Source organism: Pseudomonas sp. PD9R (assembly GCF_019200975.1).
Lineage (GTDB): Bacteria > Pseudomonadota > Gammaproteobacteria > Pseudomonadales > Pseudomonadaceae > Aquipseudomonas.
On sequence record NZ_JAHTMR010000018.1, the window covers coordinates 1 to 25,840 of the forward strand.

Consider the following 25,840-nt stretch of genomic DNA (forward strand, 5'->3'; position numbering starts at 1 on the left):
AACCTGTGGGGGCCGGGCTTGCCCGCGATGAGGCCAGTGGCCTAAGCGCTAGCCTTGAGCCCAACCAACCCGGCAATAATCAACCCTACACTCGCCAATCGCACCAGCGCCATGGATTCACCAAACAGGATGATCCCGGCGATCACCGTGCCGACGGCACCCACACCAGTCCAGATCGCATAAGCCGTGCCCAGCGGCAATTCCTTCATCGCCAGGCCCAGCAAGCCAAGGCTGACGCCCATGGCTGCAACGGTCAATGCGGTGGGGAGGGGGCGGCTGAAGCCGTCGGTGTATTTCAGGCCAACAGCCCAGCCGACTTCGAACAGACCGGCAAAAAACAGAATGATCCAGGACATGAATGACCTCCATCAATTGACGGGGTCGTCCCCAGGTTAATGATTCGATCGAGCCGCGAGGTCGTCCTCACGTTGCGCAATATAGTGCCCAGCATTAACCCGAGGATCAAGTTTACGAGTCAGTCAGCCGTTTGCTGAGCCGCGATGCGGCGATCCTCTTTCTCGCTCATCCGGCGGAAATACGTCGAGAGCAACGCCCCGGAAATGTTGTGCCACACACTAAACAACGCGCTCGGCACTGCCGCCAATGGCGAGAAGTGAGCGCTGGCCAGGGCTGCACCCAAGCCGGAGTTCTGCATGCCGACTTCCAGCGCCAGGGATTTTCGCTGGGCCAATGGCAATTTGAACAGGCGACCGGTGAAATAACCCAGCAAATAACCAAAACTGTTGTGCAGCATGACCACGGCCATGATCAGCAGGCCGGACTCGGCGATCTTCGCCTGGCTGGCGGCAACCACTGCCGTAACGATGATCACGATGCTCACCACCGACACCAGCGGCAGTACGTCTACCGCGTGGCGAACCCGATTACCGAGCAGTCGTTGGGCAACCACACCCAGCACGATCGGCAATAGCACCACTTGCAGAATCGACCAGAACAGCTCCATGAACGACACCGGCAACCAGGCGGAGGCCAACAGCCAGATCAATGCCGGGGTCAGCAGCGGAGCGAGGAGGGTGGTCACGGCAGCGATTGCCACCGACAGCGCCAGATCACCGCGTGCCAGCCAGGTCATCACGTTCGACGAGGTGCCACTTGGGCAGCAGCCGACCAGAATCACACCGACAGCAATCTCTGGCGGCAAATGAAACGCCTGGCAGAGCAACCACGCCACACCGGGCATGATCACGAAATGTGCAACCACGCCCAATGCCACGCGCCATGGATGACGAGCGACTTCGGCGAAGTCTTCGAGCTTGAGGGTCAGGCCCATGCCGAACATCACCAGCCCCAGCAGCGGCACGATGGCGCCTTTCAGGCCGATGAACCATGCGGGTTGCAGAAACGCCACGACGGCGAAAATCAGTACCCAGTAAGCAAAGGTGTTGCCGACAAAACGACTCAATGCAGCCAGTGCACGCATGGCCTGCTCCTTATTATGTAAAAGCGTTAGGGAGCTAAGCATACGTTGCCTGCAAAAAGATCGCAGCCTTCGGCAACGCCTACAGGAAAACGCATTCCAAATGTAGGAGCTGCCGAAGGCTGCGGTCTTTTTTACAGGCGCCGCCTATCAAGGCATTAGATGCCCTGCGGCGTCTCTTCCCCACCCAGCGCTTCAACCAGCGCCGGCAGGAAGTCACCGAAGGTCAGCATCATCAAAGTGAAGCTGGCGTCCAGTTGGCCCAACGCTTCCTCGCCACCGTCCTGTTCCGCCTGGTCTTGCAACAGGTCTTCAAACTTCAGGCGCTTGACCACCATTTTGTCGTCGAGGACGAAAGACAGCTTGTCCTGCCAGGCCAGCGACAGTTGAGTAACCACTTTACCGGTGCTCAGGTGCAGCTGAATCTCTTCGCTGGTCAGGTCCTGACGCTTGCAACGCACAATGCCACCGTCTTCGTGGGTGTCACGCAGCTCGCACTCGTCCAGCACAAAGAAACCGTCCGCGGCTTTCTGAGTGGTGACCCATTCGGTCATGGTCGCGGTCGGCGACATCTTCACGGTCAGCGGACGCACCGGCAGGGTGCCGATCACTTCACGCAAGGTAGACAGCAGGTCTTCGGCGCGTTTCGGGCTGGCCGAGTTGACCAGGATCAGGCCTTGTTTCGGCGCGATGGCGGCGAAAGTCGACGAACGACGAATGAAGGCGCGGGGCAGGAAGGCCTGGATGATTTCATCCTTGATCTGGTCGCGTTCTTTCTTATAGACCTTGCGCATCTGCTCGGCTTCGATCTCTTCGACCTTTTCCTTTACCGCGTCACGCACGACGCTACCCGGCAGAATGCGTTCTTCCTTGCGGGCGCTGACCAGCAGGAAGTCGCCGCTGACATGCACCAGCGGCGCATCTTCGCCCTTGCCGAATGGCGCGACGAAACCGTAGGTGGTCAACTCCTGGCTTGCACATGGACGCGCCAGTTTGGTGGCCAGTGCAGCTTCCAACGCCTCGGCATCAACAGGCAGATCTTGGGTCAGGCGATAGATAAGCAGGTTTTTGAACCACATGGGGTGAGTCTCTCCTTATATGCAAAGGAGGGCATTATTGTCTTCGCCGTGCCATAGGCCAACCCTTCTCTAAGCCTTTGGAAGGCATGAAAAAATTAATTAAAAAAGTGCTTGCCAGAGGTAGGGTCGCTCCGTAGAATGCGCGCCACACCGAACGTGAAGGGTGATTAGCTCAGCTGGGAGAGCGTCTGCCTTACAAGCAGAATGTCGGCGGTTCGATCCCGTCATCACCCACCATTCTCATTCAGTGTTACGCGCAGCGGTAGTTCAGTCGGTTAGAATACCGGCCTGTCACGCCGGGGGTCGCGGGTTCGAGTCCCGTCCGCTGCGCCATATTCGGTAACCTGGAACACTGAACGCCAGGTCACCACGGAAGAGCCCGCTTAGGCGGGCTTTTTTCTGCCTCAAGTTTGTATGTTGTCCCGTGGTGTGCATCGTTTCACCGGTTTTTAGATTTTTTTGAAAAAACTTCAATTAAATCAACACTTTATAAAAACCTGTGGCATAATGCGCCCCGCAACGAAGGTAAAGGGTGATTAGCTCAGCTGGGAGAGCGTCTGCCTTACAAGCAGAATGTCGGCGGTTCGATCCCGTCATCACCCACCACTTTCAACGCTACGCGCAGCGGTAGTTCAGTCGGTTAGAATACCGGCCTGTCACGCCGGGGGTCGCGGGTTCGAGTCCCGTCCGCTGCGCCATATTTGCTTCCACTAAGGCCCACTGAACGCCTGGAAGCCACGGAAACAGCGGCCTCGTGCCGCTTTTTTCGTTTCCTGAATTCCACTGGAATCCATCTCGAGCCACGGTTTTTAAGTACACATTTAAGTACACCGCTGGCACAGCCTTTTACGATTTCTTGCGCATCAATTTTCGTATTGGTTCGTCTACTGCTGGGTTGTATTCCCCTCCTAGATGTAAAAGGAGGTGTCTGATGGCTCTGACAGATACAGCGATCAAGCAAGCCAAGCCCGCCAGCAAGCCTTATACGTTAACTGATGGGGATGGCTTATCTCTGCAGGTGCCCGCGACGGGTTCGAAGCGCTGGCATTTCCGTTTCTATTGGCATGACAAGCAATTGCGTATTTCCCTCGGCACCTATCCCGACGTGAGTCTCAAGGAGGCTCGTCGGCGGAGAGAGGCTGCACGTGCGCTGGTGGCCAACAATGTCGATCCCCGATCACATCGTCGTGCCGAGCGGCAGAAAGCCTCTCACGCCGCCAACAACACGTTTGAAGCGGTTGCTGATCGCTGGCATGAGTTCCGAAGTAAAAAACTGACGAAAAGTAAGAAGGGCAGTGCAGGGCAAGCCAGCAAATACCTGAAGAAGGACATGCTGCCGTGTTTGGGCGATCTTCCGATCGCGGATATTTCTCGTGGTGACGTGCTGGAGCTCATTAGGCGAATTGAGCGCCGAGGGGCGCTAGTCTCTGCTCGAAAGGTACGCACCTGGCTCAACCAGATCTTTCGTTTTGCTATGGCGGAGGGGCTAATCGATGTGAACCCGGCAGCAGACCTTGATATCGTTGCTGAGACGCCGCGACCAGTCCGCCATAATCCCTTCCTCCAAGTAAATGAACTTCCAGGATTGCTCAGGACCGTCACCCACTATGAGTGTGCAGAAACGACACGGCTTGGTATTCGTCTATTGCTGCTGACGGGCGTGCGTACAGGAGAGCTACGGGCGGCGACGCCAGACCAATTCGACTTCGACAAGGGGATCTGGCTGGTGCCGCCGGAGGGTGTGAAGCAGCTCCGAAGTCGTGTGCGAACACAGGGAAATGAGATTCCACCTTATGTGATTCCGCTGTCTACTCAAGCAATTGCAATTGTGCAGCGGCTGATGCAGTTAAGGACGCGCGGTGCACGGTATCTGCTGGTTCACCGATACGAACCGCAGGAAATGATCAGTGAAAATACCCTTAACACCGCGATCAGCCGGATGGGTTACAAAGGAAGGCTCACCGGTCATGGCATCAGGGCCACCCTCTCAACGGCGCTCAATGAGGTTGGCTTTGTCGAAGAATGGATTGAGGCGCAGCTTTCCCACGCTGATGCGAACCAAATTCGGGCTGCGTACAATCATGCGGAATACGTCGAGCCGAGGCGCAGGATGATGCAATATTGGGCGGATTTGTTAGATGCACTGGAGTTCGATTTACCGGCGCCTGCGCCCGAGGCTTATATGCCGCAGATCGGGCGGGCTTCAACGGGTTCTTTGGGCCTTCAGCTTGAGTCTGTTGATCAATAGCGTGGGGGGCTAGGGGCAGGCGTTCGAATCACTCCATTCCAACCATATTTTTCAATGGCTTAGATTGCTAAGCTCTAGCTATACGACGCGCTTGGATCAGTTATGGAGTGTTTCATGCCCTAGCACTCGTGTGACAGGGGATGTGAATGTTGCCTTAAGCTCAGCGCTGCCGTTAGCCCGTTTATGTTTGAGTGAAATGGTATACAGTCATCTGAAAACGAAGGATGGCTGATCTACTCTTAAACGGGCTGAAATTGCGTTCTATCTCATGCGAGAATGACAGGCGAGCACACAAAGGAATATTGATCCATGGCGCTGACCACCAAGCAAATTAGTTTTATACAGTCTCAGTTAGAGAGTAAGCGGAAAACAGTATCTTTTGATAGTTATGATCTTTCTGTAAGGCAAATTCTTGATATGGTGGAATCAGGCGACGTGTTCGTGCCGCCAGAGTATCAGCGCCAATTTATTTGGGATGCAGGTCGGCAATCTGTACTCATTGAATCGGTTTTCTTAGGGATCCCAGTACCAAGTTTGTTTATGGCTACAAATCCGGATTCCACCTGGGAAGTCGTAGATGGCGTTCAGCGACTTGGCTCGCTGAGTCATTTTGTGGGGTCAGTAGAACTTTTAGATAAAATACAAAAAAATGAGCCGTTAGTACTAAAAGGGTTGGAGAAGTTAGACTATTTCAATGGGATTAAATTTCAGGACTTGCCGAAATCGATACAACTACAATTTTTGACTCGCCCTATCCGAGTGACTGTATTAAACGATAGAAGTGATTTGGCTGTAAGGTTTGATTTGTTTGAGCGTCTTAATACAGGGGGGGTATCGCTGACCCCTCAAGAAATAAGGAACTGCGTCTATCGAGGGCAATTTAATGATGATATTAAAGAGCTTGCTTCGCGGCCAAGTTTCAGAAGTGTTGTTAAAGTGCAAGATGGCAAAGGGTCTAACGGTACTTATGAAGAGCTGGTCCTTAGATTTTTTGCATACTTAGATAACTATAATAAATTCAATCATATTGTTAAGGATTTCCTTAATGAGTATATGAATGACCGGCGTCATATGGGGCTCAGTGCTAAAGATAAACAGCTATTTGAACAAATGGTGGCTGTTTTGCACGAAGCATTTCCGAAAGGCATTTCGAGAGGTAGAGGCACTACTCCAGCCAATCTTTATGAGGCATTTTCAGTTGGGGTCGCCTTAGCTATTAAGGGGGGTAAGGTAATTGACGCAAAAAAATCCCCGCCTTAATAAATGATGTTGATCTAAAAAAATATACGGGTGCAGGATCAAACCAAAAGAAATTTGTGATTGGTCGTATCGAGTTAGTACGAGATTCATTATGACAATTTGTCGGTATGTTAGAGAAGGGGTAAATGTTAGACTGGCAGAAGCTCGAGAGCTGCTTTCACAAATAAAAAACGAGGAACCACAAGAGGGGGTTCCGAAGCCTCCAACTCCCTTGTCCTCTGTTCTTAGAGGAGTTATATATGTAAATTTGTACGGAGCGCTGGAGTATGCAATCACCCAGGGAGTGCAATCCTTCATCAATCACTTGTGTGGATTGAGGGTAAGTACAAAGCATTTAGAACAGTCGCTGTACTCAATAGCATTAAACTCACAGCTTGCCTCTGCCCGTGATGGGTCGGAAAAGAAAAAATGGGAGGCACGACGGGCGATTTTTGCTGGTGTGCAATCAGCTGCTGTTTGCAGTATACCTGACACGGTTTTTGGTAGCTTCTTACATAATGTGTACCCAAAAACCGTCTTAGAGATTTTTTTGTGCCTTGGTATTAACAAACCAGCGACACTGCATGAAAGTGAAGTAGGTTACTTTAGTGAAATAACCGAAAGGCGCAATGCGGTAGCGCATGGCAGGGAATCTGCCACGGATGCAGGTCAGGGATTATCTGTTCAAGAGGTAGAGTTAAGGCTGAATGTTGTATATAGCGTGTGCTCTTATTTTTTAGATACTGTTGAACAGCACGCTATAGATCTACGCTTTGTTAAGTCAAGACATCGCTCAATGTATAGGTGAGTGGTGCTAGATGCTGGGCTCCTTGGCCAAAAAAATTACACTTTCAATAGTTGAACGGTTTGAGATGTATTTTTTTGAGTTTTTATTCAAGTCAACCATTGAGCGCGATGCGCTGAAGTCAGCTTGGTGAGTAAGTTTTAGTGAAATGCTATTAGCCATTTCTATAATTATTTTGGCAATGTCGTTACGTATTTCTTTGTAGTAAGAGTTTTGTACGACTAAAACGCAAGGTGCTCCCGTTCTCATTACTCTAGAGGCTTCACTTAGTGATTTGTATAATGACTCAAAGTATTGTAAATGGTTTTTGAGATAGTACGTTGAGGACGCCTTGGATGGATGCTTTTGTAATGCATTCAAAAATGTTCCGCATTCTTCGCCCCACTGCTCTTTAATTTCTGAATGCACGGAAGATACAGTGGAGCTGCCAGTAAGGGATCGTCTCAGATTTGAGAAGCTCTCACCGCCAATTCCTAAAGTGGCAAGCTCAACATAAGTCGCAATTGCATAGTCGATTCTTGTGCAGTATGGAGGGGAAGTGATAATGGCATCTACGGAGCCGCATTCCAAAGGAAGGTTTTCAGCATTGGATAAAAGTAGTTCTACATTGTTGGTTCTTTTTTCGTGTTGAAGAGCTACTTGCATGTGCTGAAAACTAAGTAGTTCAACCTCTTTTATAAATAATTCATTTATGAATTTTTTGGTTGCGGCGATTTTAGTTTCGTTGCTTTTTGATGTTTTGATCCAGGTAGGGTTGGATGCAACAAATGTTTGTGTAAGTTGTCGCATCACTTTAAAGAGAGCCAGGTAAAAAAAGGCAGCCAACGGCGTAACTTTTTGTAGCGCTTCTGTAGAATGAAGCTGAAGATAAGATGAAGGGGAAATCAGAATTCGGTTAATGCTGATTTCTAGTTTTCGAATTATTTGAGCGGTGTTTTTCTCCAGCCAATTGCATAATGGATCGGTAGGATTTGCTATTGATAAAGTGATATTTTTTTTTGCAATTGAATGCGCAATGGGGACAAGGCTTTCTATGTCTAACTTTGAAACAAACGCTGCCTTTGCGACTAGAATCATGGCCGGGTTTAGATCTGAACCAACTACATCAAAGCCACGTTTGAAAGCTGCAGTTGTAGTGGTTCCGCTTCCATTCCAAGGATCGAAAATTTTGGCTCCTGCTGGAAGACAAATCGAATCAAGAGTGCTCTCGACGAAGGCACTCGAAAACCCCGCATAGTAAGGAAAAAGCTTCCTACTGTCCGACTGCGATAAGTCGAGGTGCCTTTTGGGATTCGCGATTTGAGAGTAGTCTAACAAGGTTTTTTCACAGCGTAATAAGGTGGTAAGGGACTCTGACCTGAATTCTACCTTGCTTCGTAGCCTCCAGCGAGCCATTCCGGCTTGAGTTGTCTGTTCGATACCTGATGATGGGGCTAGCCCACAAGCCTGGGCAGCGAAAATATTACCGAGCCTGGTGAAAAGGGGCTTTGCATCGGAGCAAACCTCGGGTTTCCCAGCCAACGCAGGAGAGATCAAGCGTGTACCGGGGCAAGCGAGCTCAGAAGGTTAGGTTTGAAAAATTAGAGGTTGCCTACTAGGCGTTTTCGCATTGATGTGACCCTAGAACGAAATTTCCAAGAGTGTGCTTGGAGTAATAGTTAGTTGACCTTCTTAATGACAGGCTCAGATTTCATTCGTCCTAATTGCGACTCGCTCTGTCGGTCATTGGTTAAATAGTGAACTTCACATTGGACTCGGTACTTAGAGAAAAACTTCTCAATAGTAGAGTGTAATTCAATCGCCCATGGAAGTCGATCTGCGTCGTGGGCAAAGAAGTGATTCACTGCCTCAATATTGTCTCGAAGATGAAAAACTGTGTTTCTGAATTTTCTTAATGCGTCAGTGTGAAGCTTTAATGTTTTTCCTATGTCATCACTGGCCGAAATAAGTTTTTGGAAGTTCGGCGGGCGGTTGTTCTGCAATAATAGCCTCATGTTTAACTTGTTGAATCCTTCACACGTTACCGCAAGAAAACCTAGCCAAGAAGAGAGGTATACTCCAATTTTGATTTGTTCTCCTTGGCTTAGGCGATTTTTTTTCAGCCATTTTTTATCAAGGGCTAGATAGTTGTTACGCATTAAATCTGCGGCGAGAAAGTAGTGTGTGTACAGCGTTAATACAGGATCTTGATTCGAGCTCGGGAGCTTGTCACTAGGTGAAATGTTTAGGGCTTCTATAGCATATACGCGATTGGTGTTTGCTATGTAGTAAAGGAGATAGCCTGAGTGAATTATTGAACCGTTTTTAACTGACTCTGCAAAAAGTTTTTCCATCAGTTTTTCATTGATGTGGCCGTGTTCACTTGGTCTTAATTTCGCAAAATTTGATAGTCTCCATAAGTCAAATCCATCTATCTCACCATCTTCTCCAAAATCGAAGTCTATTTTTCCGTCAGATGAATAAACAGTACACCCGTGACCATGCTTGTAATAAGGAATATCTCCTTTGAGTTTTCCGTGGTTAGGGATGTCTGTGTCGATCCAGTCTAGAGAAGTAGAAGGCAATGGTATACCCGATCTTTGCATAAGCTCGACCGCCTTACGTACGCATATTTGGTAATTCGTTATTACTCTTGAGAGGTTCGTGTCCATGCTGTGCTCAAGCTCTTAATGGTCAATTCTTAACAGAAGCCTACGGAGGTTGCGTCCTGAATTGCCAGAAAAATTTCGGTTAGAATAAAATTTCTTGAGCTTTGGGTTTTTATTGTCTCTGGTGGCAGGCGGGAGTCCTTAGCAATAGGGCTCACTGCGTAGCACCAGTCTTGTAGGGGCTTTTAACGACTAAAGAGAATTCATCATCGGCGCGATGCACTGTCGAAGATGGGCAATGGAGCGATGCAGTAATGAGTTGACTCGATAGTCAACTCTGCGTTTCGACTCACATCAGGCAACAATTACGAAAATTTAGTCTTTTTCGATTGTAAGAAAAGGATTGTCGGGTGGTATCAATTCAAAAAATAGCTTCGGCTTCTCAATCAGATACCCCTTCAGGGTGGTTTTCTTCCTAGGGCCTTGCACTTGGCACGCCCAGATATTCAGACCGTTGTCTCGCTTCCTGTGGACCTTCAGTTTCTCGAACTGCTTCTGTACCCAACGCCATTCTTCAATCTCTTGATCGACCCTCTTGGCGATGCCAGGAAACTCTTGGACATAACGTTGGAAGAGACCAGGCGTGACCAGAAATACGCTGCCACACACCGTGTGGATTTTAGCCTTGCTGTCATTGATGATCAGCTTGTGACTCAGGATGCCTTCCTTGACCCAATTCAGGAATGCCTGACCAGGGTCATCCGATGAGGGATTTGAGATTTCGAGAGTGCTTGCTGACGATGCGTCGCTGATCTCAGGCTCTTCCAGCTCGAACATATCCAACAGCGTGCCGAGATAGTCAGCGTCTTCCATCGCCATGGGGTCTGTTAGCGAAGAGCTTTGACGCGATCTTGTACTGACAGTCTTAGGCGCTGCTAGTGATGCCGAAGCGTCAGTCGAGTGGTCATCGGCTGCAACGCTCACCGTTCCGCTGAAAGCTTCGGGGCGGTCTTCGCTTCCCCAAATCAACGCCGGTTGAAGGCACAGAAAGGTAAAGGTCTGCTCCCAGTTTCCCTGTGCGACGAGTGCGGTCCAGATGGCTTTGCCTTCGGGGGTAGACTCGACCAGCCCATGCGACTGGAGTTCGTCGAACACAGCGATGTTGGATGAGGGAATGCCCTCAATCGATTGCGACAGCAGATAGGCCCGTAGCTTATCCGTGACCGTCTTGCTGACGAGCCACAGTGCGTCGTGAGTCAACCAACCCGCGGCACCCGGCTGGTTGAGTTTCAGCTCATGTTGAACCAGATGGCGCAGTCCGCTGATCAAGTGATGTTGCAGCGAATGGATGGGTGCCTGGAGCGCTTTGTTCGGGTTACCACCGATGTTCTGCGCGGTAGAGACGCGGTCGGCCTGAATGACCAACTCGCCCAGCACACCGGCGCGCTCGTACTGACCCGCCAGGACATACAGCAAGCTGGCCCACAGCGACGGAAATCCACTGAGCCAATCGAGGATGGGACGGTCGAGAATCTGGGTGTAGAGCAAGCCTGCAGCGGCGCCGTGCAGGTGGTAGTCGCGACCTTTGAGGTAACGAAAACGGTAGGGCTGATCCAGGGGGCCCTGCCAAGGATGCCAAAGACGGCCATCTTGGCGTTCAACCAGCAGGTCCACGGCGATCTTGCCAATGTCATGCAGCAGCGCGCCATAGGCGATGCCGGCGGACCAGGCGTCAGTCTGGGCGGCCTGGTCTTCGGGCGCCGCACCAGTGGGAAGCAGATAGGATTGGCGCAGTTTCAAACTGCAGGCGACCAGTTCCAGTCCATGGTCGAGCATGCCGCCGAGATACGCATGATGGTGCGTCTCGCTGGCCGGGAGTTGCTGGACCTGTTCGGCGTAGCGATGGATCGGATTTAAATAGAGCTGGATGAACTGCGCGTGGGAGAGGGCGGTGTACTGCCAGATGCGATCGACCAGCTGGCGGCGGTGCTCCGCGGCTAACAAGTTGTGAGCCGACTCGATGGACAGGTAACCTTCGGTGACGTTGACGGTCGGTGGCGGAGGGGGCTTCTGCCTTTTGCGGCGAAACAGGCTGAGCATCGTGACCTCCGGGAAGTGGCTGGGTCAGTGGCCTTTTAGCCTTTTCGGATAGAGCTCTTACCCTTGAGTCCCCATTCCCTTCCAACCCTTACCCGTCCTTTTGGCTCGTGTCCCTTTGCATGGCAATCGGAATATGGATACGGCTAGGCATCGTTTTGTTGGGGCTAGTACGGCAAAGACAAGAGTCGGTACACTGCGGTGCATATTTTTTGGGTCTTGCCATGAACCTCACTGACGCCACGCTCGTGCTGCTGCTCGCGGCACGTATCCATGGGACCGACGAAGCCGTCCGGGCCTCGGCGAAGAGCGTGGTCAAGAAGTTACCGCGCAGTAAACGCGATCTGATCTACAAGGTGATCGATAGCCGAAGTCCGCTCGATCTGGTGGATTTTCTGGCGCAGAACCTGGATGCGGAATGACAGGCTGCGGGTGTGTGCCCATCCCTGACTCTTTACGTCAGTGCCGGCGGCATGAGGGTTTTTCTGGGCGCAGAAAAAAGGGTCCAACTCGTGTTGGACCCTGTGAAGCGTTTGCAGCGGAGAGGTACCGATCAAGCTCCATCGTTCATGCAGAGTGAGTCGTCCAAGACCGCTCGCTTCAGTTGCTGCTCCAGGTTGAGTACATATTCCGAGGCGCTTCGGGCCTGACCACTGGCGCGAAAGATCGCGCGTTTGTCAGCCTTGAGCAGGCCGAGCCAGGAGTCGATGTAGCCCGCATGCCGCAGCTCTCCCTGTATTCCGGTGTAGGCGCATAAAAACGCAGCACCCATCTCAGCGATCAACTCCTCAAAGGCATAGCCTGGCGAGCCGAACGGATAGGCCGATGTCACCCCGTCGCGCTGCAACCGAGCGTGATGCCCGGTCCAGTGCGTCAGCTCGTGCAGTGCGGTGGCGTAGTACCCGCCTTCATCGTGAAATTGTGCTTTTGTCGGCAGTTGGATGAGATCCCTGATCGGGTGGTAAAAGGCTTCGTCGGCAGGCCGATGAACGATGCGTGCGCCTGAACTTAACAGCAGATTTTCCGCAAGGCTGTTGGCCTGGAAGGGATCGGTCGGTTCCGTTTCGAGCAGGGTTTTATTGAGCATTTCGAGCCCCTCCGTTTGCTCGATGTTGAACAGAAAATGCGTCCTGAGAATGCCAAAGTGAGCGACCTTGGGCTGCCCGTTTTCATCGAGTACGGGTTGGCCTGACTCGGTCTGTTCCTCGCGCTCCATCGGCTTGTAGAGCACTGCCAGGGCGCTGTGCTCACCCTTACGAATGTGCCCGCCGGCCTTTTTGGCTTGGTTGAAGGTCAGCCAACGATCTTGAGTGAACCCCTGCAACCTGGCCTCGGCCCAGAGCAACGGTAAATTGATACCTGAATAGGGACGATGCGTGATGGCGTTGATGGGGTAGGGTTGATGACCGATGTAAGCTGAGCCACTTGAGGACCAGGGTTTGATCCAGGGGGCAACGCCTTGGTTCAAAGCGGTAACGATCTTGTCAGTCACGTCTTGGTAGATATCGCGCATGGCATTTTCCTCGAGAGAAAACGGAGGAACGCCTTGCCCGTCGGGGAGGGTTCCCCGGTGGGTTGGATTGATGCAGGACTTGCATGCCGTCCGAATGTGGAGGTGGGCGTCGCCAATTGCGCTTAGCGCTGGTGTTCTCCTGCAAGCGCTATCAGCAAGACGGCAGGCTGGCCCGGTTCTTGGAGTAGGCTAAGGCTCAGTTGCAGCAACGGGTCATGGCGTGGATGACCCGTCGAGGCGATTTGGGCTACCTCGAACACTACATAGGGCTCGTGTGGAGAGGCCAGGTGAGCCTCGAAGGCTGTGCGCAATACGTTGCTCAGTTGATCGACCTGCAGCTTCTCAGGAGGACCTGAGCGTTCGAGCAGAACTGCGCGTTGCCAAGCGCCAGGCGTGAACACGATGGGCAACCGAAGGGTGTTCAGTGCTTCCGGTGTAAGTGAGTCGGACATAGTGTGCCTCCGTTGAAAGCGCGAAGAAACCTGTCCCGTGGGGGAAAGAACTTCCCCGCGGTGGGTTGAAGAAAAACAAGAAGGTTTGCCTGACGAGCAGAGCTCGAAAGGCGCTCCGGAGAGCAGTAGGCGTTCATCACCGTAGCAACGGTCATCGTGCGAGCCACCGAACGCTAATCGCACTTGGGGAGAGCCATCACCGAAGTGACGTAGCCTTGAAGGTTCTGGCTACCTGGGAAAGTGCTGTCGATAACAGCGATCCGTATCTTGTATTTAACTGGACTATTTATATGGGTCAATCACTCTAGAGACGCTGCTTCCCGGGGTTTGTCTTCTGCCTTCCAATGAAGATTTTTCGGCCGGGAAAACTGATAGGCGGTCAGGCACGGGCCGTTTTCAGTAGTAGGCTATTACTCTTGTCTCAACCATGAAAACGCTCAGAAGAGGGCGAAACCATGCCGACTCAGCAACCTATTCACAATTCACGTGCCCACCGCTGGGCATACGCCTGTGGTATGTCGGTGAAGCGTGGTTACCGTAAGTTAAAAACATTTGAATCCCGTGTGGTTGGGCGTGCGGAGACGGCAGGTATGCCCGCAGGTAAATTTCTTGTTCGCGGGAGTTTTCTGACTGCCAAGTTGGCGTTGGTCGGAGGGCTGCTCTTTATCGGTTTTTGGCTGGTCGCTTCTGTTGTGGTGATGATCGCTGTGATTGCCCTTCTGCAGTTCAAGGCTGTCTTCGACACGGATCTTGAAGAGGACAATCCAGGTCCTGACTACCTTGGGGCTAACTCTTATCTTGGCAACTTCGATGACAATGGCCACTACATAGGTCATTTCAAATCATCAGATGACGTCAGATAAACTTCTTCGTAGCACCCATCAACTGATCTGCTCCTTTGCCCGCTGCACCATGCGCGGCTTTGCTTGCACCACCTAGCATCCCCTCAAGGCTGTTGCCGATTGAGTAGCCAGCCCAGCTCATGGCGACCAAAAACAGTCCAGGCAGCACCAAGAACATCGCCCCCATCACATACTCGATCACTTGCGCGGTGACAGTCCCATCCATAAAACCGGACGAAGGCAGCGACAACAGCACTTGATTGGACGCCGAAACCTGGTTGTACAAAGTGTCTAGCATGCTGGAGTCGACCCAGCGCGCCAATTCCCACCAGAAACTCAGCATGTGCAAGGTGAACAGCGCGAACGTCACGGTCATGACGGTTTTCAGCTGATAGGTACTGACCAGCAGGATCAGCGGCAAGCTGATGATGATGCCCATGATCAGGAAGGCCTGCACCATTGGCAAGGCGGCGCGTAGTGCATTCATTGCCGGGAAGTTGCTGAAGGAGCCGAGGGCCAACCCGGTATTGGTGGCGAGGTTATTGAGCCCCTGATTGATCGAGCCGCCACGGGCGCTGGAGCCATAGTCCTGGTACACCTGTCCGGGCGACATGGACACCGATTGCTGGCGCGGGCTGACCAGTTCGCGCAGGGTGGCATCCTCGATCTCGTTGTTCGAACGGCCAGTCAACCAACCTTTCAGCCGAGTCAGCAGCGAGGGATCGACTTGCTCGATCAAGCGCCCGCGCAAGCCGACACCGCTGTCGTTCCACCACTGCTTGCAGGTGGGGTAGCCTGCGCCATTTTCCAGCCGCGGTAAGGAAACATCGCGGCTTTCGTCATACGGCCAACTGATTCGCGGTGTGCGTGAACGATCCGTGTCGTAGTAGCCGGGCGTGTCCAGAAAATAGCTTGAGCCGATCCAGGACGCGTCGTGACTTTGTGCTTTGTCTAACTGCGGACGGTTGGTGAACAGGCGAGAACGGGAATAGCCATAGCAGTCGCGAGTGAAGTCGGCGACTTCCTGCAGCAGTACCTGACTGTCGATGCGCGAGCTGTCGATCTCCATGCGCAACTGCCGGATATCCGGTGCGCAGGGGATGGAGGCAGTGGCCGCGGCGGTCACACCTTTGCTCAAGGCATGCACCAGAAACCACCAGATCGGTACGTTGGCAGATCGCTCGCCAATGGTGTTGAAGGTGGTCCCCCAAGCGGTTTCCGCTGGCCTGGCCACACTGACACCGCAGCGCTGGCTCGCCGCATCATCGAACGTCATCGATGCGAGGCTCAGAGGAAAGACGGGCGCGCAGCCGAACAATACAACGATGTAGGCTAGCCATAAACGGTTCTCGATCCGCGGCACCGAGAGCAGCCCCTTGTTGCCTTCATCCGCGCCTTGCTGACGGGCCGACAGCCATTCTTGGAGGATGATTGCGCCAAAGGGCGCGGCAAACAGCCCGGTGTCGGACAGGACGCTCCAAAGGCCGTTGTTGATGATCCAGGCCAGGAGAGAGAGGTAAAACTCCAGGTAACTGTTGGTGCTCATGAGCATGGTGGTGACCTCACAGTCGGGTGAGTTCGACGCAGGTAAAGAGTACGAGCCCTAATGCTCCGATGCGTTTCACGCGCAGTCGATCCTGTGGTCGATGTCGGTAGCGCCGAAGCAGATCCCACCAGAGCGCAAAGAGGGCGCAGTAGAGCAGGGCGCGCCACCACCGCAGATAAGGCCGTGCGGATTCAAATGCCTGCTGCCAGGCCTCGAAACTACCCAGCGCAGCGCGGCCGATCCAGGCGACCAGCGCGGCGCTCAGGATCATCACCGTGGCAATCCCCAGACTCGAAAGCAGAGTGAATAGCGGTGAGCGTTTCATGGCTCACTTGCGCCTGGCGTCAGCATCATTGAGTCGACCGGGCTCGGGGTCGCCTTGCTCGACGGTACGCGAAGCATCGGCACCACCGGCATGCCGATCGAGCACCAGGCTAGCGGTGTTGGTGGCCAGCATCTGCCGGACCTGCAGCTCGGTTTGTAGCAGGCGTATTTCACGCTCCAGGGCGTCGATATTTTTCGTCAAGGCGGTCTGGGCCGGCTCGGCGGAGGCGATGTTCGGTTCGTGACTGCCTGCCAGCAGGGTGCGCAGTAGCAGCAGTGCTTTGTCGAGCACGCTGGACAAGGCCGTCTCGCTGGCCAGGCGTCGCGCCAGCAGATCCTGGTCGGGGTCGTCACGTAGGGCTTCGATCACACCACGGGTCACCGGCAGCATCGGGCTGGAGGCTTTAGCCAGGTTGTCAGGGGTAGGCGGCAGTGAACCCGACAGCAACCCTTGCAGGGCCTTGAGGCGTTCGCTGTAGGCCTCCTGGATCAGCGGTGTCAATCCGCTGCCAGCGGTAGCACGCAGGGTTTCGCAGCTGTCGCAGGTCGCGACTTCGCTCTCGCCCAACACGCGAACAGCCCATTCGGATTCCTCCTGGGGCGAAGCCCAGGTCTGGCAAATAGCACCGCCCAGGCAATCACTGCTACTGATCGAGGCACTGTCATCCACCGTACGGTTATGCAGCAGGTTGTAGCCCGCGCGCACCACGTCAGAGGTCACCCGGATGGGTGTCTGCCCATTACCTCCAGCCTTCGAGCCGCCGACCCAGGAGACCCCATTGTTGCCGTTATGGGTCTCGGTGTTTTTCACCGCAGCCACCGCATCGCCGCCGGTTTGCTCCAGATTGCCCTGCATCTCCTGGTTCTTGGCCAGCGCGCCCCAGCCGGCTTGACCGACCTTGTCCGCCATCTTCTCTGCCATGGCCTGGCAGGTCAGCTTGGAACGATCGAAGTCGATGCGCCCCTGCATCACCCCGTTACTGAGCAACTCATAGAGGCCGGGGTTGGCGCGCTGGATGATCAACGCTGGCAGCGACATCACTGCCTGGGTCGCGTTCTGCACGATACTGCCCATGATCTGCTGGAAACCTTCGGTGGCACCGTTCAGCTGGTTTTGCAGGGTATTGGTGAGGCTCATGTTTCCGCACATCATGTTCGCTCGCCAGGACCCGCCGACACCGAGACCACTGGGTCGGTAGAGCGAGCTCGGTGAGCCCACTGCCGAGCCGCCACCGATGGTATACATCACCCGGTCGTCGAGCACTTCGCCTTGAGTGCCCAGGCGGTAATCGCCCTCGGCGGCGTGGGCATGAGTGGCAATGGCGAGCAGTCCGTAGAGCAACAGACTCATCACGCCCAACCATGGTCGCGCGAGAAGCCGACTCATGAAGCACCTCCTTCGAAGTCGATGCTGAACAGGAAGGTCTGCCCCTCACGTTTGCAGCAGCTATAGGGACGCCACAGCGACCAGGCGTAGCCGCCATCCGCGCTCTGTAACGGATCGCTGGGGAAGATGGCGCACGTGGGCTGAACCTGAGGGTAGAGCAATTGCCATTTGTGGGTCGAAGCATCGTTTTCAACGATCGGGCCAGGCGGCCAGTAGCCGTCGCGTTTGGCGGGCGTGAGTGGTAAGTACACATGCGGCTGCCAGTTGCGGGTAATCACATCGCCGGCCCGTTGCGCCATGACTGCGGCCGCTTTGAAATCGTCGGGCTGTACCAGAAAGCCCTGCCTGGGATAAACGTTGCCCCACATGTTTCCCGAAGCCTGACGACCGATTTCACGGATCCCCGGCATGAGCGACTCGGGGTAAAAACTTTCCGGTATGCCATGGCGCCATGCCAGTGAGTCCAGGGTGCTCAGGTAGTAGGGCATGAACGCAGTAGCGCCGGTGGCGCAGGCATAGCCGGATTGCGAAGCCAGTTGCGTTGCGACCCAGCCACCGGGGTGGCCGATGCCATCGACGTTCTTGAAGCGGGGCAGGTTGTCGCGGAGGGTGTTCGGGGTGATCAGGTTGCCGCCACCTTCCGCACCGCTGATTGGAGAGGAGAGGGTGGCCATCTCGGTCCAGGGGTTATTGCCGGTGGTGGCGTAGCTCGAGACCACCAGTTCAGGAATGAAATGACGAACCTTGGTCGAGGTTTTGACTGTGCAGCCGAAGGGCGTGCAGAGGAGCCAGAAACAAATGCCGACGACCCTGTATTCGAGACAGTTTGGCGAAAGCACAGAGGACGTGATACTGCCGGTGTCCAGCGCCATACTTGGACCGCACGCCAGCAGGATGCTTAGCGCCAAGGGTCTTAGCTTCGTGGGCGGGATTGACGAGCAGGCAACAGACATGATCCAGGCTCTCGATGATGGCCTGGGCAGGTTCGGCTATGGACTGAAGACTGTCAGTGGAAATTATGAAGGCGGACCTATCGGGTTTGTGAAACGTGAGACTATTATTTGACGTGAAGGGCGCTGCGCAGGATATCGGGTTCCACAAGTAACTGATCTGCGGTAATTTCGAGAATATTGGCGAGCTTGCACAGGACCAACAGCGACGGGTTGCCCGTGCATCGTTCGATTTGACTGACGTAGGTGCGATCCACCTCGGCCATGAGCGCGAGCTGCTCTTGGGTCAGGTTTTTCACGCGTCGCATCAAGCGGATGTTTTCCGCCAGCTGCAGACGAAGCTGTTCGTAGTCTTGAGTCATGCGCGCAAATTGCGCCTTGAGGGACTCTCAATCCACGGGATATAGTCTACATTGGTATTGATCTAGGCCATTTGATGCTCATGCCTGTTATCGAGCGTTCATTTGGTGTCGTAAAGCTTTTCGAGGCTGGACTTCACGTCTAACAATAAATCAGAAATCTAGGGTGTGTATGGACGAAAACTACATTTCAATTCCTGCGGCGGATGGTTGCCCAAGTCTTCTGACACCTTGGGGCAACGAGTTTGCCTCGATGATCGAACGTGGCGTGCAATGTGCTCAAGCTTGGCTTGATACGCCCGGCGAGATTCCCCTGTGGTGGGAGCTGGCGCAAACCCGCAAGACCTTTCCTGTCGGTGACTGCCAGGATGCCTTCGAAGCCGGATTCCTGTTGAGGATTCAGCAGCGGCTCCGGGGCGTACCGCAATAACCGGTCACTCGCTTTAGAGCGCGATGACTGAATAGACTTTCCTATAGCGGCTCTATTCCTCGCGCTCTATCGATCCGTTCAGCTACGCTATACGCCGCTTCCAGTTCTGAGCAGCCGTTCTCCTGCATCAGTGTCCAGCGCTCGGCTTTTTCCTCGGGCTCCGTCATGGCCAGGGCGAGATAAAGACTGGGCGGCACGGCCCGAAACAGCGTTTCGAGCTTCTTCGATAGCACGACGCCCTCAGTGTATTTACCCGGTTCCTTACTGGCGGAGAGCAGCAAGGCTTTCTGTGCCGGCGTGAGTTTCTTGAACCGTGCGATTTCTTCGATTTCCGCGGGCGGCATGTTCAAACAAATCCACCATTCGATCATGTTGAGCATGGTCTGCGCAGCCGTGGGGAAGTCGGCAAGGTTTTGTGTGGCCAGCCAGAACCAAGCGCCGAGCTTGCGCCACATCTTCGTCCCCTTGACCACGAACGGCGCCAGCAGCGGGTTTTTGGTGATGATATGGCCTTCGTCGGTGACCATGATGATCGGCCTCCCCAGGTACTGGTCGCGTTCGGCGAGGTTGTTCACGGTGTTCATCAGGCTGATGTAGCTGATGGACATCTGTGCCTCGTAGCCTTCGCGAGCGTAGGTGGCCAGATCGACAATGGTCACATCGCTCTCGGGCCAGGGCATGCCCTCGCGATCGAACAGTTCACCCTCGAAACCCTGGCAAAACAGGTCGATGGACTCGCCCATTTCCTGGGCGCGCTCACGACGCTTCTCGGGCAAGTGCAGGTCGGCGGCGACGCGCAGCAAGGCGTCGCGCACGTCGCGGGTCAGCACCTGACGGCCCGCGGTGACGCAGGTCTGCGCCGCATCGAGAATGCACTCGCGGATCAAGCTGCGATCGGCTCGACTCAGGCGCGCCTCTTCCTTGGCCTCGCCGCCGGTGATCATCAGCCGGGCGGTGATTTCCAGTTCACCGAGAACATCACGCTGGTCTTCGCGACTGGTTACCACCTCATCGTCCCACTCATCGATCGACAGACTCGCCACCTGATCCGGCTGCTCGACTAGGCGCCAAGCATCGGCGAACGGGGCGAGGCTGACCGAGGCGCCAGGTTTCAATTGGACTTTGTTGACTGACAGGCCCTGCGTTGAAAAGTAGTCGCCTTGCAAACCGAACGAGTTGCCGGCCTCGACGATAAACAGGCGAGGGCGGTACACCGCCGTGACTTGCATCAGCAGGGTGACCAGGGTCGCCGACTTGCCGGCGCCGGTCGGTCCGAACAACAGCAGATGCCCGTTCATGGCCCGGTCCAAGCGTGACAGCGGGTCGAAGCTCAGCGGTGAACCGCCGCGATTGAACAGGGTGATGCCTGGGTTACCTGTGCCGGTGCTTCGACCCCAGACCGGAGCCAGGTTCGCCAGGTGCTGGGCGAACATCAGGCGGGTGTACCAGTTGCGCGAGTCACGGGACGGGTTGTAAGCCATCGGCAACCAACGCAGGTAGCTGTTGCAGGCCGCGACCTCATCGCCTTCACGTACTGGCTGCAACCCCGCACCCAGCAGCGCGTTGGCCAGGCTGACCGAGTGCTGGTGCAATTGCTGTTCATCCTGACCGCGCACGTAGAACGCCAGCGTGCCGCGGTACAGCTTGTGCTGGCGGCCGATGATCGCGCGAGCTTCTTCGACATCCTGACGGGTCTGGGTCGAGGCCAGGTTTTCACCGATGGCTTTGCGCGCCAGGCGGTTCAACTGATCCTCGAGCACGTCCTGCGGTTTGACCACCAAGGTCAGGCTCATCACCGTACCTTCGGGTAACTGGTCGAACAGGGCATTCACCGCGTCGCCCTTGCGGGTTTCTCCGGTGAGTTGACCAATCAAGGGCGCCCGGCGCAGCTTGTCCACTACCATGAGCCGATGGGGCTGACCATCGAAGTACCAGAGTCCGCGCTGCACATCCGAACGCGGTTCGTTGAAAAATAGGCGCTCGGCGAAGTCATGATCGAAGGGCAGTTCCAGCGACTCACCGTCGCCCGACTCCGGATAGGCCACGCGGCGGTAGAACTTCTCGGGCGCTTCATCGGTGAGCCTGGGGGCTGGATTGAACCAGGGCAGTAACCAAGCATACAAACCGCGGCCATCGACTCGCGTTGAGTGCACCCCGCACGCCTGCAACGAAGCCGCGATACGTTCGCAAGTCTGTTGCAGGGATTGCACCGGGGTGAGTCCCGCCGCCTCAGCGTCAGACTCAAGCCAGCGATAGACCACCAAGCGTACCCGGCGGTTATTGCCGCGCCAGGGCAGGCGCGTAACCACCTTATCCTCAAACAGACCACCGGGCTTGGCAATGGCCTTCAGATGACGGCGGCTGAGCTCCAAATATGCCTCGGTGAAGATCGTGCCTCGCGCGCTGTCCTGAATGTAATTGGTGAGCCGGGTCAGGTAGGGGGTGAAGTCGTTGTCGTCCTGGCAGAAGAACTGCGCCACCCAAGGCGCTTGATCCAGCTCGTCAAAACTATCCTGCAGGGCATCCTCAAGGGCATCGCGGGCCGCCATCAGCCAATCGGGTTCTCGCCCTTCGGTGCCGATGGGCAGCAACTCGAACACCGCGCCCACCGAGCGATTGTCATCCAATAGAAAACACTGTTCGGTGTCGAGGTATTCGACCCACGGCAAGTGATCGGTGAAGCTGGGGTTGTGCGCGTACAGTGCGGCTTCATCAGCCAAGGTCGCGCGAGGGCGCATTGGGTGGCGCCAGGCTTTCCACGCAGGAGTACGGTTCCCCGAATCGCCGGTACGCACTACAAGTCTTCCTGACGTTCACCCGGCAATGCGTACTGCACATGTTGGTAAAACGGAAAGACGGTCGAGTAACCCGGGACCGGTGCCTGCTCGGTGCCGCTCAGATGCGGATACACGTACAGCACCAAATCGGGATTGGGCAGGCGAGGGAACAGGTTGCGGATCTCGTTCGCCGCTGTGCGAGTATACGGTTCCTGGAGAGAAGCGGAGAAATCTGCCTGAGCCAGCGGGCGGCGTAACTGCTGACGAGCATTTAGCAGTTGCTGCTGAGTGCCTTGCGAACCGGCGCCGTTCCAGATGTCCAGCATGGTTTGCTCGCCATGGGGCAGCAGCGTGTCCTTGTCGGTGGAACACCCCGTTAGGACCCAGCAGAGCACGCTAATCCAGGTCAGGTAGGGAGGCATGGTCTTTTTCATGGCGAACGCTCCGGCCCTTAGGCTCGTAGTCGATGGTGATCTCATGGTCGAGGTGCAGTGCGACCTGGGCGGCCGGTGCCACGTACACGGCAGCAAAGGCCTCGCCATACAGCTTGTTGATCCACTCGCGGATGTCGCTGACCCCACCACTGAGGATTGAGTTCAGCGCGCTGTTGCCCGTGCTGCTGGTGACCCCGAGTGTACTGCCGCCCGAACTGATCACGCTGCTGTTGTTCTGCTCATCCCCGAGCAAGGCGGCGACACCGGCGCCGGCCGCCGTGATCAGGCTCTGGCTACTGAGGTATTGCTGAGCGTTCGAGCGGCGCTCGCCGGCAATGCAAGGAATGCCATACGGATCGGACAGGTAACCGAGTCCACCGCGGATCTTGTCGGTGTTTGAGCTCTGGGTGGTGGAGGCATTGCGGCTGGCTACCGCCTTCGGCTGAGGCACCGTACGGATGGTGCCATCGGTAAACACAAAGGTGATTGACTCGACCTGTCCGCGTACGCAGGAGAGGGTCCAGTCACCGGACGCCGTGCCGCTCATCACGGCCCCCGCGACGTCTGGCAGGTCAATGCCGTTGGCGGTCAGGTTCTCCGGTCCGACTAGTACCTTGAAGGGATAGGGATCATTCACTGTGCCGTCCACCGGGACTCGGCCGATCAGCGCGGTCATCGCGACCGAGCCCATCAATGTCGCGTTTTCGGGAATGGTGTAGATCGGCTTCGAACCTTCGGTACGATCAACGGATCGGGCCAATTCACGCTCTCCCTTGGTGACCGCGCGCAATTGTTTCTGGCTGCGGTCAATAGTGTTGTCTTTCAGACCCTCCAGCGAGTTGAAGGCGGTAGGCAGACTCAGTGCGGAGGAGGTCTTGGTTTTGCCTCGGGCGTCGGTGGACGGAGCATCCGAGGGTTCAATCCACTGCGTCGCATCATTGGCAGAGTGCCGCCCTTCGAACTGAGCACCGTCGCCGGGCTCAAGCCCCAATCCGATTGGCATATCCTTGCCTTTGCCGGTTAGCCCCGACAACTGTTCCTGCAATTGTGTCAGCAGACCGCGAGCCTGACGACTGTCTTGTTCCGCTTTGAGTCGGGCCTCGTTGGCTTGTCGGCGGCCTTCGTCGACCTGTTGGGTCACGCTGCCCAGCGCCGTCTGGATGCGTGAATCGACACTGTTTTCCCGCTCGCGCAGACGGTTGTTCTCCGTCTGCAGCGAATCATTATGTTTCTTCAGACCGAGCATGTCGCTGCGCATGGCCTTCACCTGGCCGACCAGGGTGGCGACCGTGTCGCGCGGGGTATCGCCAGCAATGCCGAGCGACTTGGCTTGCTCGGCGGATAACTGAATGTTGCCCTGATCAATCGGGTGCTCTGGAGAAGGCGTGCTGCCGCCCGCGACCCAGCTTTTCAGGATGATCAGCACCACGCCCAGCAGCGCAGCCGGTACTAGCCATTTGAGCAATGCGTTAGCTTTCATCGTCCGCACCTCGCGCGACGGGCGGGAGCAGCACGGCTTGTTCAAGGCCACCACCGCGGGTGACAAGGTAGGCAATCGTGGTGTCTTCTGCGCTGCCGGCAGGTCCGAGGAACGCATGCTGGAAGGTCGCAGCGAATAGCTTGGCCTGAAGCCGACGCGGATCGAGTTGTACCGTCTCTGGACCACGATTGCGCAACTTCACCGCCGTCACCCAGTAGTCACCGAGTCGCCAGACGGCGATGGGCGTGCTGGACACGTTTTCGGTCGGCAGCAGGGTTGGCAGTTCGGTACGCAGCTTGAGCGGTACGCGACGGATACCGGGTAGGGACTCCACGGTGCGCAGCGGCGCGTACAGGCTCTGTGCGGCGTAGCGCGTCAAGGCGACTGGGATCGGCGTACGATCTGGAACAAGGACGGTGCTAGATTCCGTCTCGGTAGCCTGCACCTGAGCATTCTTGAGAATACGTACGGGCTCCAGCGGTAGATCACCAGGCGTGGCCGCGATATCCAGCAGGATGATCTCGCCCGTTGCGACCGATTGCAGTTGCAGTCGGGTCGGGGCAATGGCTTCCGACGCGCGCAGGTACAGCGTGCCGCCGGTTGATTGCACACGCAGCTTGCCCGTCAGCGTTGAGGGCACACCGACTCGAACAGCCTCATCGACAAAGACCACCCGCTCCTGATTGATCACCAGTGGGACCGCGAGGGGTAGGCGTTCCCAGTGCATCAGCTCGACGGCCTGCGCTGCAGCTCCCCATAGCATCAGTGCGACGGTGAGTCCCAGGGTAGAAATCCGCTTCATGGCTCACCTCCAGGCAGGGAGATTTTTTGCGGAGTGCCCTGATAACAATCCAGTGCCAGCCCCCACTTATTGCGTTCGGGGTCCAGATCAAAACGCACCACGCGTAATGGATAACGCACCACCACCCGTTTCACCGGTTCGGCGGCGTAATACTCATCGGCGTTGAGGTCGAGCTTGACCAGCCAGCTGTCGCGGTCGAGTTGCTTGACCCGGAGTTCCGGATCTTCGCTGTAGCCTCGGCCCAGAATTTCGTAGACGCCACGCACCCGCTGGCGTAGTTCGCCGGCTGCCTTGCGGTACTCGTAGTCGCCATCGAGGAAGGCCTTGCAGGAGGGTGTCAGGTAGGACTGCAAGCCATAGATGGCGCGGCGATAGTCCTGTTCGCCATCCGAGGGCCAGCGGTTGAGCTGACCAAAGATGTACAGGGCAAAGGCATAGACATTCTCTGAGGGGATATCCCACCACTTGCGCGTGCTGCCCGAGCGCAGATCCGGGGGGACATGCACGGTCAGCTCGGTCGGTGCCGAGCGCCAGCCATACCAGAGTCCGGCACAGAGCAGGGCGAGGATCACTACCGCCAGGCGCAGGCTGAAGATGTGGGCCTGCTGGGCATCCACCTTGTTCCGAAAACGGCTCATGGCTGCCACCGGGACAGGGCAGGCCGCAGTCGACGTGACCGGCGAACCGTCCAGGCGCCGGAGTGCAGGACCAAAGTCCCTCGACCCAGGCGCCAGCGGCTAGCCAGTACCCATTCGAGCTTGCGGTACAACCAGGTCTCGGGGCGGGCCCGTTTGGCTCGACGCAGTAGCGTGCCACCGGCAAATAACACCAGTGCCATGCTTGCGATCATGCTGGTCGGCGCCACGGCAATGGAGGCGGTGGCGATCGCCAGAGGAACACCCAGCACCAGGCCGACGAGTGCGCCGGCACCGAGCGCCACCCACATCTCATCGTTGGTCAAACCGCGTAATACGGCAGGATCACGATTGAGTCGCTCTGGTAGAAAGATCAAGGTGCCGTCGGCAAGGCGTTCAATAGTGTCGTTCATGC

General features: G+C 55.6%; 25 protein-coding genes and 4 tRNA genes. 10 read left to right on the forward strand and 19 right to left on the reverse strand.

Features of this window, described 5'->3' with window-relative positions; all coding sequences use genetic code 11:
• Nucleotides 1-41: 41 nt before the first annotated feature.
• The 3 genes from sugE to rdgC all read right to left on the reverse strand — a co-directional run bounded on the left by sugE (nt 42) and on the right by rdgC (nt 2,517).
• Entirely contained in the window at nt 42-356 is a 315-nt protein-coding gene (gene sugE / locus KUF73_RS26235) for a quaternary ammonium compound efflux SMR transporter SugE (RefSeq protein ID WP_218440894.1), read from the reverse strand.
• Between the two features lie 119 nt (nt 357-475).
• Nucleotides 476-1,441 carry a bile acid:sodium symporter family protein gene (locus KUF73_RS26240; protein ID WP_218440895.1) on the reverse strand — a complete coding sequence of 322 codons (966 nt, stop codon included), beginning with the start codon at nt 1,439-1,441 and terminating at the stop codon, nt 476-478.
• 155 nt (nt 1,442-1,596) lie between these two features.
• Nucleotides 1,597-2,517 (reverse strand): recombination-associated protein RdgC, encoded by a 921-nt coding sequence (rdgC, locus tag KUF73_RS26245; protein WP_218440896.1) that lies wholly within the window; start codon nt 2,515-2,517, stop codon nt 1,597-1,599.
• 161 nt (nt 2,518-2,678) lie between these two features.
• Here rdgC and KUF73_RS26250 point away from each other — a divergent pair.
• The 7 genes from KUF73_RS26250 to KUF73_RS26280 all read left to right on the forward strand — a co-directional run bounded on the left by KUF73_RS26250 (nt 2,679) and on the right by KUF73_RS26280 (nt 6,812).
• Nucleotides 2,679-2,754: transfer RNA gene (locus tag KUF73_RS26250), tRNA-Val, on the forward strand.
• Between the two features lie 19 nt (nt 2,755-2,773).
• Nucleotides 2,774-2,850: transfer RNA gene (locus tag KUF73_RS26255), tRNA-Asp, on the forward strand.
• A 197-nt stretch (nt 2,851-3,047) separates the two neighbouring features.
• Nucleotides 3,048-3,123, forward strand: a tRNA-Val gene (locus KUF73_RS26260).
• Nucleotides 3,124-3,138: 15 nt separating this feature from the next.
• Nucleotides 3,139-3,215, forward strand: a tRNA-Asp gene (locus tag KUF73_RS26265).
• Between the two features lie 233 nt (nt 3,216-3,448).
• Entirely contained in the window at nt 3,449-4,765 is a 1,317-nt protein-coding gene (locus KUF73_RS26270) for an integrase arm-type DNA-binding domain-containing protein (protein ID WP_218440897.1), read from the forward strand.
• Between the two features lie 309 nt (nt 4,766-5,074).
• Nucleotides 5,075-6,025 (forward strand): DUF262 domain-containing protein, encoded by a 951-nt coding sequence (locus tag KUF73_RS26275; protein WP_256345693.1) that lies wholly within the window; start codon nt 5,075-5,077, stop codon nt 6,023-6,025.
• Nucleotides 6,026-6,116: 91 nt separating this feature from the next.
• Nucleotides 6,117-6,812, forward strand: a complete 696-nt coding sequence (locus tag KUF73_RS26280; RefSeq protein WP_218440898.1) for an MAE_28990/MAE_18760 family HEPN-like nuclease — start codon at nt 6,117-6,119, stop codon at nt 6,810-6,812.
• Nucleotides 6,813-6,818: 6 nt separating this feature from the next.
• Here KUF73_RS26280 and KUF73_RS26285 read toward each other — a convergent pair whose 3' ends face one another.
• The 3 genes from KUF73_RS26285 to mobH all read right to left on the reverse strand — a co-directional run bounded on the left by KUF73_RS26285 (nt 6,819) and on the right by mobH (nt 11,497).
• Nucleotides 6,819-8,345 carry a DNA methylase gene (locus KUF73_RS26285; protein ID WP_256345694.1) on the reverse strand — a complete coding sequence of 509 codons (1,527 nt, stop codon included), beginning with the start codon at nt 8,343-8,345 and terminating at the stop codon, nt 6,819-6,821.
• A 122-nt stretch (nt 8,346-8,467) separates the two neighbouring features.
• Nucleotides 8,468-9,460 carry a hypothetical protein gene (locus KUF73_RS26290; protein WP_218440899.1) on the reverse strand — a complete coding sequence of 331 codons (993 nt, stop codon included), beginning with the start codon at nt 9,458-9,460 and terminating at the stop codon, nt 8,468-8,470.
• Nucleotides 9,461-9,772: 312 nt separating this feature from the next.
• Nucleotides 9,773-11,497: a MobH family relaxase gene (mobH, locus tag KUF73_RS26295; RefSeq protein ID WP_218440900.1), complete on the reverse strand. Its 1,725-nt coding sequence runs from the start codon at nt 11,495-11,497 to the stop codon at nt 9,773-9,775.
• 221 nt (nt 11,498-11,718) lie between these two features.
• On the opposite strand from mobH, the gene KUF73_RS26300 reads away from it, so the two are divergent.
• Complete coding sequence (locus KUF73_RS26300) at nt 11,719-11,916, forward strand: hypothetical protein (protein ID WP_096143053.1); 198 nt, start codon at nt 11,719-11,721, stop codon at nt 11,914-11,916.
• 131 nt (nt 11,917-12,047) lie between these two features.
• Here KUF73_RS26300 and KUF73_RS26305 read toward each other — a convergent pair whose 3' ends face one another.
• Nucleotides 12,048-13,007 (reverse strand): ArdC family protein, encoded by a 960-nt coding sequence (locus KUF73_RS26305; protein WP_218440901.1) that lies wholly within the window; start codon nt 13,005-13,007, stop codon nt 12,048-12,050.
• Nucleotides 13,008-13,129: 122 nt separating this feature from the next.
• The gene (locus KUF73_RS26310; RefSeq protein ID WP_218440902.1) at nt 13,130-13,459 is read right to left on the reverse strand and encodes a hypothetical protein; all 330 of its coding nucleotides are present in this window, start codon (nt 13,457-13,459) and stop codon (nt 13,130-13,132) included.
• 455 nt (nt 13,460-13,914) lie between these two features.
• Here KUF73_RS26310 and KUF73_RS26315 point away from each other — a divergent pair, with 455 nt between their 5' ends.
• Entirely contained in the window at nt 13,915-14,322 is a 408-nt protein-coding gene (locus KUF73_RS26315) for a DUF3742 family protein (protein ID WP_218440903.1), read from the forward strand.
• Here the strand turns inward: KUF73_RS26315 and KUF73_RS26320 are convergent.
• From KUF73_RS26320 to KUF73_RS26340, 5 genes are all read right to left on the reverse strand, one after another.
• Nucleotides 14,315-15,853, reverse strand: a complete 1,539-nt coding sequence (locus tag KUF73_RS26320) for a conjugal transfer protein TraG N-terminal domain-containing protein (RefSeq protein ID WP_218440904.1) — start codon at nt 15,851-15,853, stop codon at nt 14,315-14,317. The genes KUF73_RS26315 and KUF73_RS26320 overlap by 8 nt on opposite strands.
• Before the next feature lie 10 nt (nt 15,854-15,863).
• Nucleotides 15,864-16,172 (reverse strand): hypothetical protein, encoded by a 309-nt coding sequence (locus KUF73_RS26325; RefSeq protein WP_218440905.1) that lies wholly within the window; start codon nt 16,170-16,172, stop codon nt 15,864-15,866.
• A 3-nt stretch (nt 16,173-16,175) separates the two neighbouring features.
• Entirely contained in the window at nt 16,176-17,558 is a 1,383-nt protein-coding gene (locus tag KUF73_RS26330) for an integrating conjugative element protein (protein ID WP_218440906.1), read from the reverse strand.
• Nucleotides 17,555-18,511 (reverse strand): TIGR03756 family integrating conjugative element protein, encoded by a 957-nt coding sequence (locus KUF73_RS26335; RefSeq protein WP_218440907.1) that lies wholly within the window; start codon nt 18,509-18,511, stop codon nt 17,555-17,557. Before KUF73_RS26335 ends, KUF73_RS26330 begins: the two co-directional genes overlap by 4 nt.
• Before the next feature lie 104 nt (nt 18,512-18,615).
• Nucleotides 18,616-18,870: a helix-turn-helix domain-containing protein gene (locus KUF73_RS26340; RefSeq protein ID WP_029290836.1), complete on the reverse strand. Its 255-nt coding sequence runs from the start codon at nt 18,868-18,870 to the stop codon at nt 18,616-18,618.
• A 169-nt stretch (nt 18,871-19,039) separates the two neighbouring features.
• On the opposite strand from KUF73_RS26340, the gene KUF73_RS26345 reads away from it, so the two are divergent.
• Entirely contained in the window at nt 19,040-19,297 is a 258-nt protein-coding gene (locus KUF73_RS26345; RefSeq protein ID WP_069551349.1) for a LasR-specific antiactivator QslA, read from the forward strand.
• 41 nt (nt 19,298-19,338) lie between these two features.
• Here KUF73_RS26345 and KUF73_RS26350 read toward each other — a convergent pair whose 3' ends face one another.
• From KUF73_RS26350 to KUF73_RS26375, 6 genes are read right to left on the reverse strand one after another with little or no spacing between them, the layout of a single operon-like run.
• A complete protein-coding gene (locus tag KUF73_RS26350) occupies nt 19,339-22,092 on the reverse strand; it encodes a conjugative transfer ATPase (protein ID WP_218440908.1) in 2,754 nt (917 codons plus the stop codon).
• Nucleotides 22,092-22,508, reverse strand: coding sequence for a TIGR03751 family conjugal transfer lipoprotein (locus tag KUF73_RS26355; RefSeq protein ID WP_218440909.1), 417 nt, complete (start codon nt 22,506-22,508; stop codon nt 22,092-22,094). The genes KUF73_RS26350 and KUF73_RS26355 overlap by 1 nt, the downstream gene beginning before the upstream one ends.
• Entirely contained in the window at nt 22,471-23,988 is a 1,518-nt protein-coding gene (locus tag KUF73_RS26360; RefSeq protein WP_218440910.1) for a TIGR03752 family integrating conjugative element protein, read from the reverse strand. Before KUF73_RS26360 ends, KUF73_RS26355 begins: the two co-directional genes overlap by 38 nt.
• On the reverse strand, nt 23,978-24,790 hold the full coding sequence (locus KUF73_RS26365) for a TIGR03749 family integrating conjugative element protein (RefSeq protein WP_218440911.1): 813 nt from the start codon (nt 24,788-24,790) through the stop codon (nt 23,978-23,980). The genes KUF73_RS26360 and KUF73_RS26365 overlap by 11 nt, the downstream gene beginning before the upstream one ends.
• Nucleotides 24,787-25,428, reverse strand: a complete 642-nt coding sequence (locus KUF73_RS26370; RefSeq protein ID WP_218440912.1) for a PFL_4703 family integrating conjugative element protein — start codon at nt 25,426-25,428, stop codon at nt 24,787-24,789. Before KUF73_RS26370 ends, KUF73_RS26365 begins: the two co-directional genes overlap by 4 nt.
• Nucleotides 25,425-25,838: a TIGR03750 family conjugal transfer protein gene (locus KUF73_RS26375; RefSeq protein ID WP_218440913.1), complete on the reverse strand. Its 414-nt coding sequence runs from the start codon at nt 25,836-25,838 to the stop codon at nt 25,425-25,427. Before KUF73_RS26375 ends, KUF73_RS26370 begins: the two co-directional genes overlap by 4 nt.
• Nucleotides 25,839-25,840 lie beyond the last annotated feature (2 nt).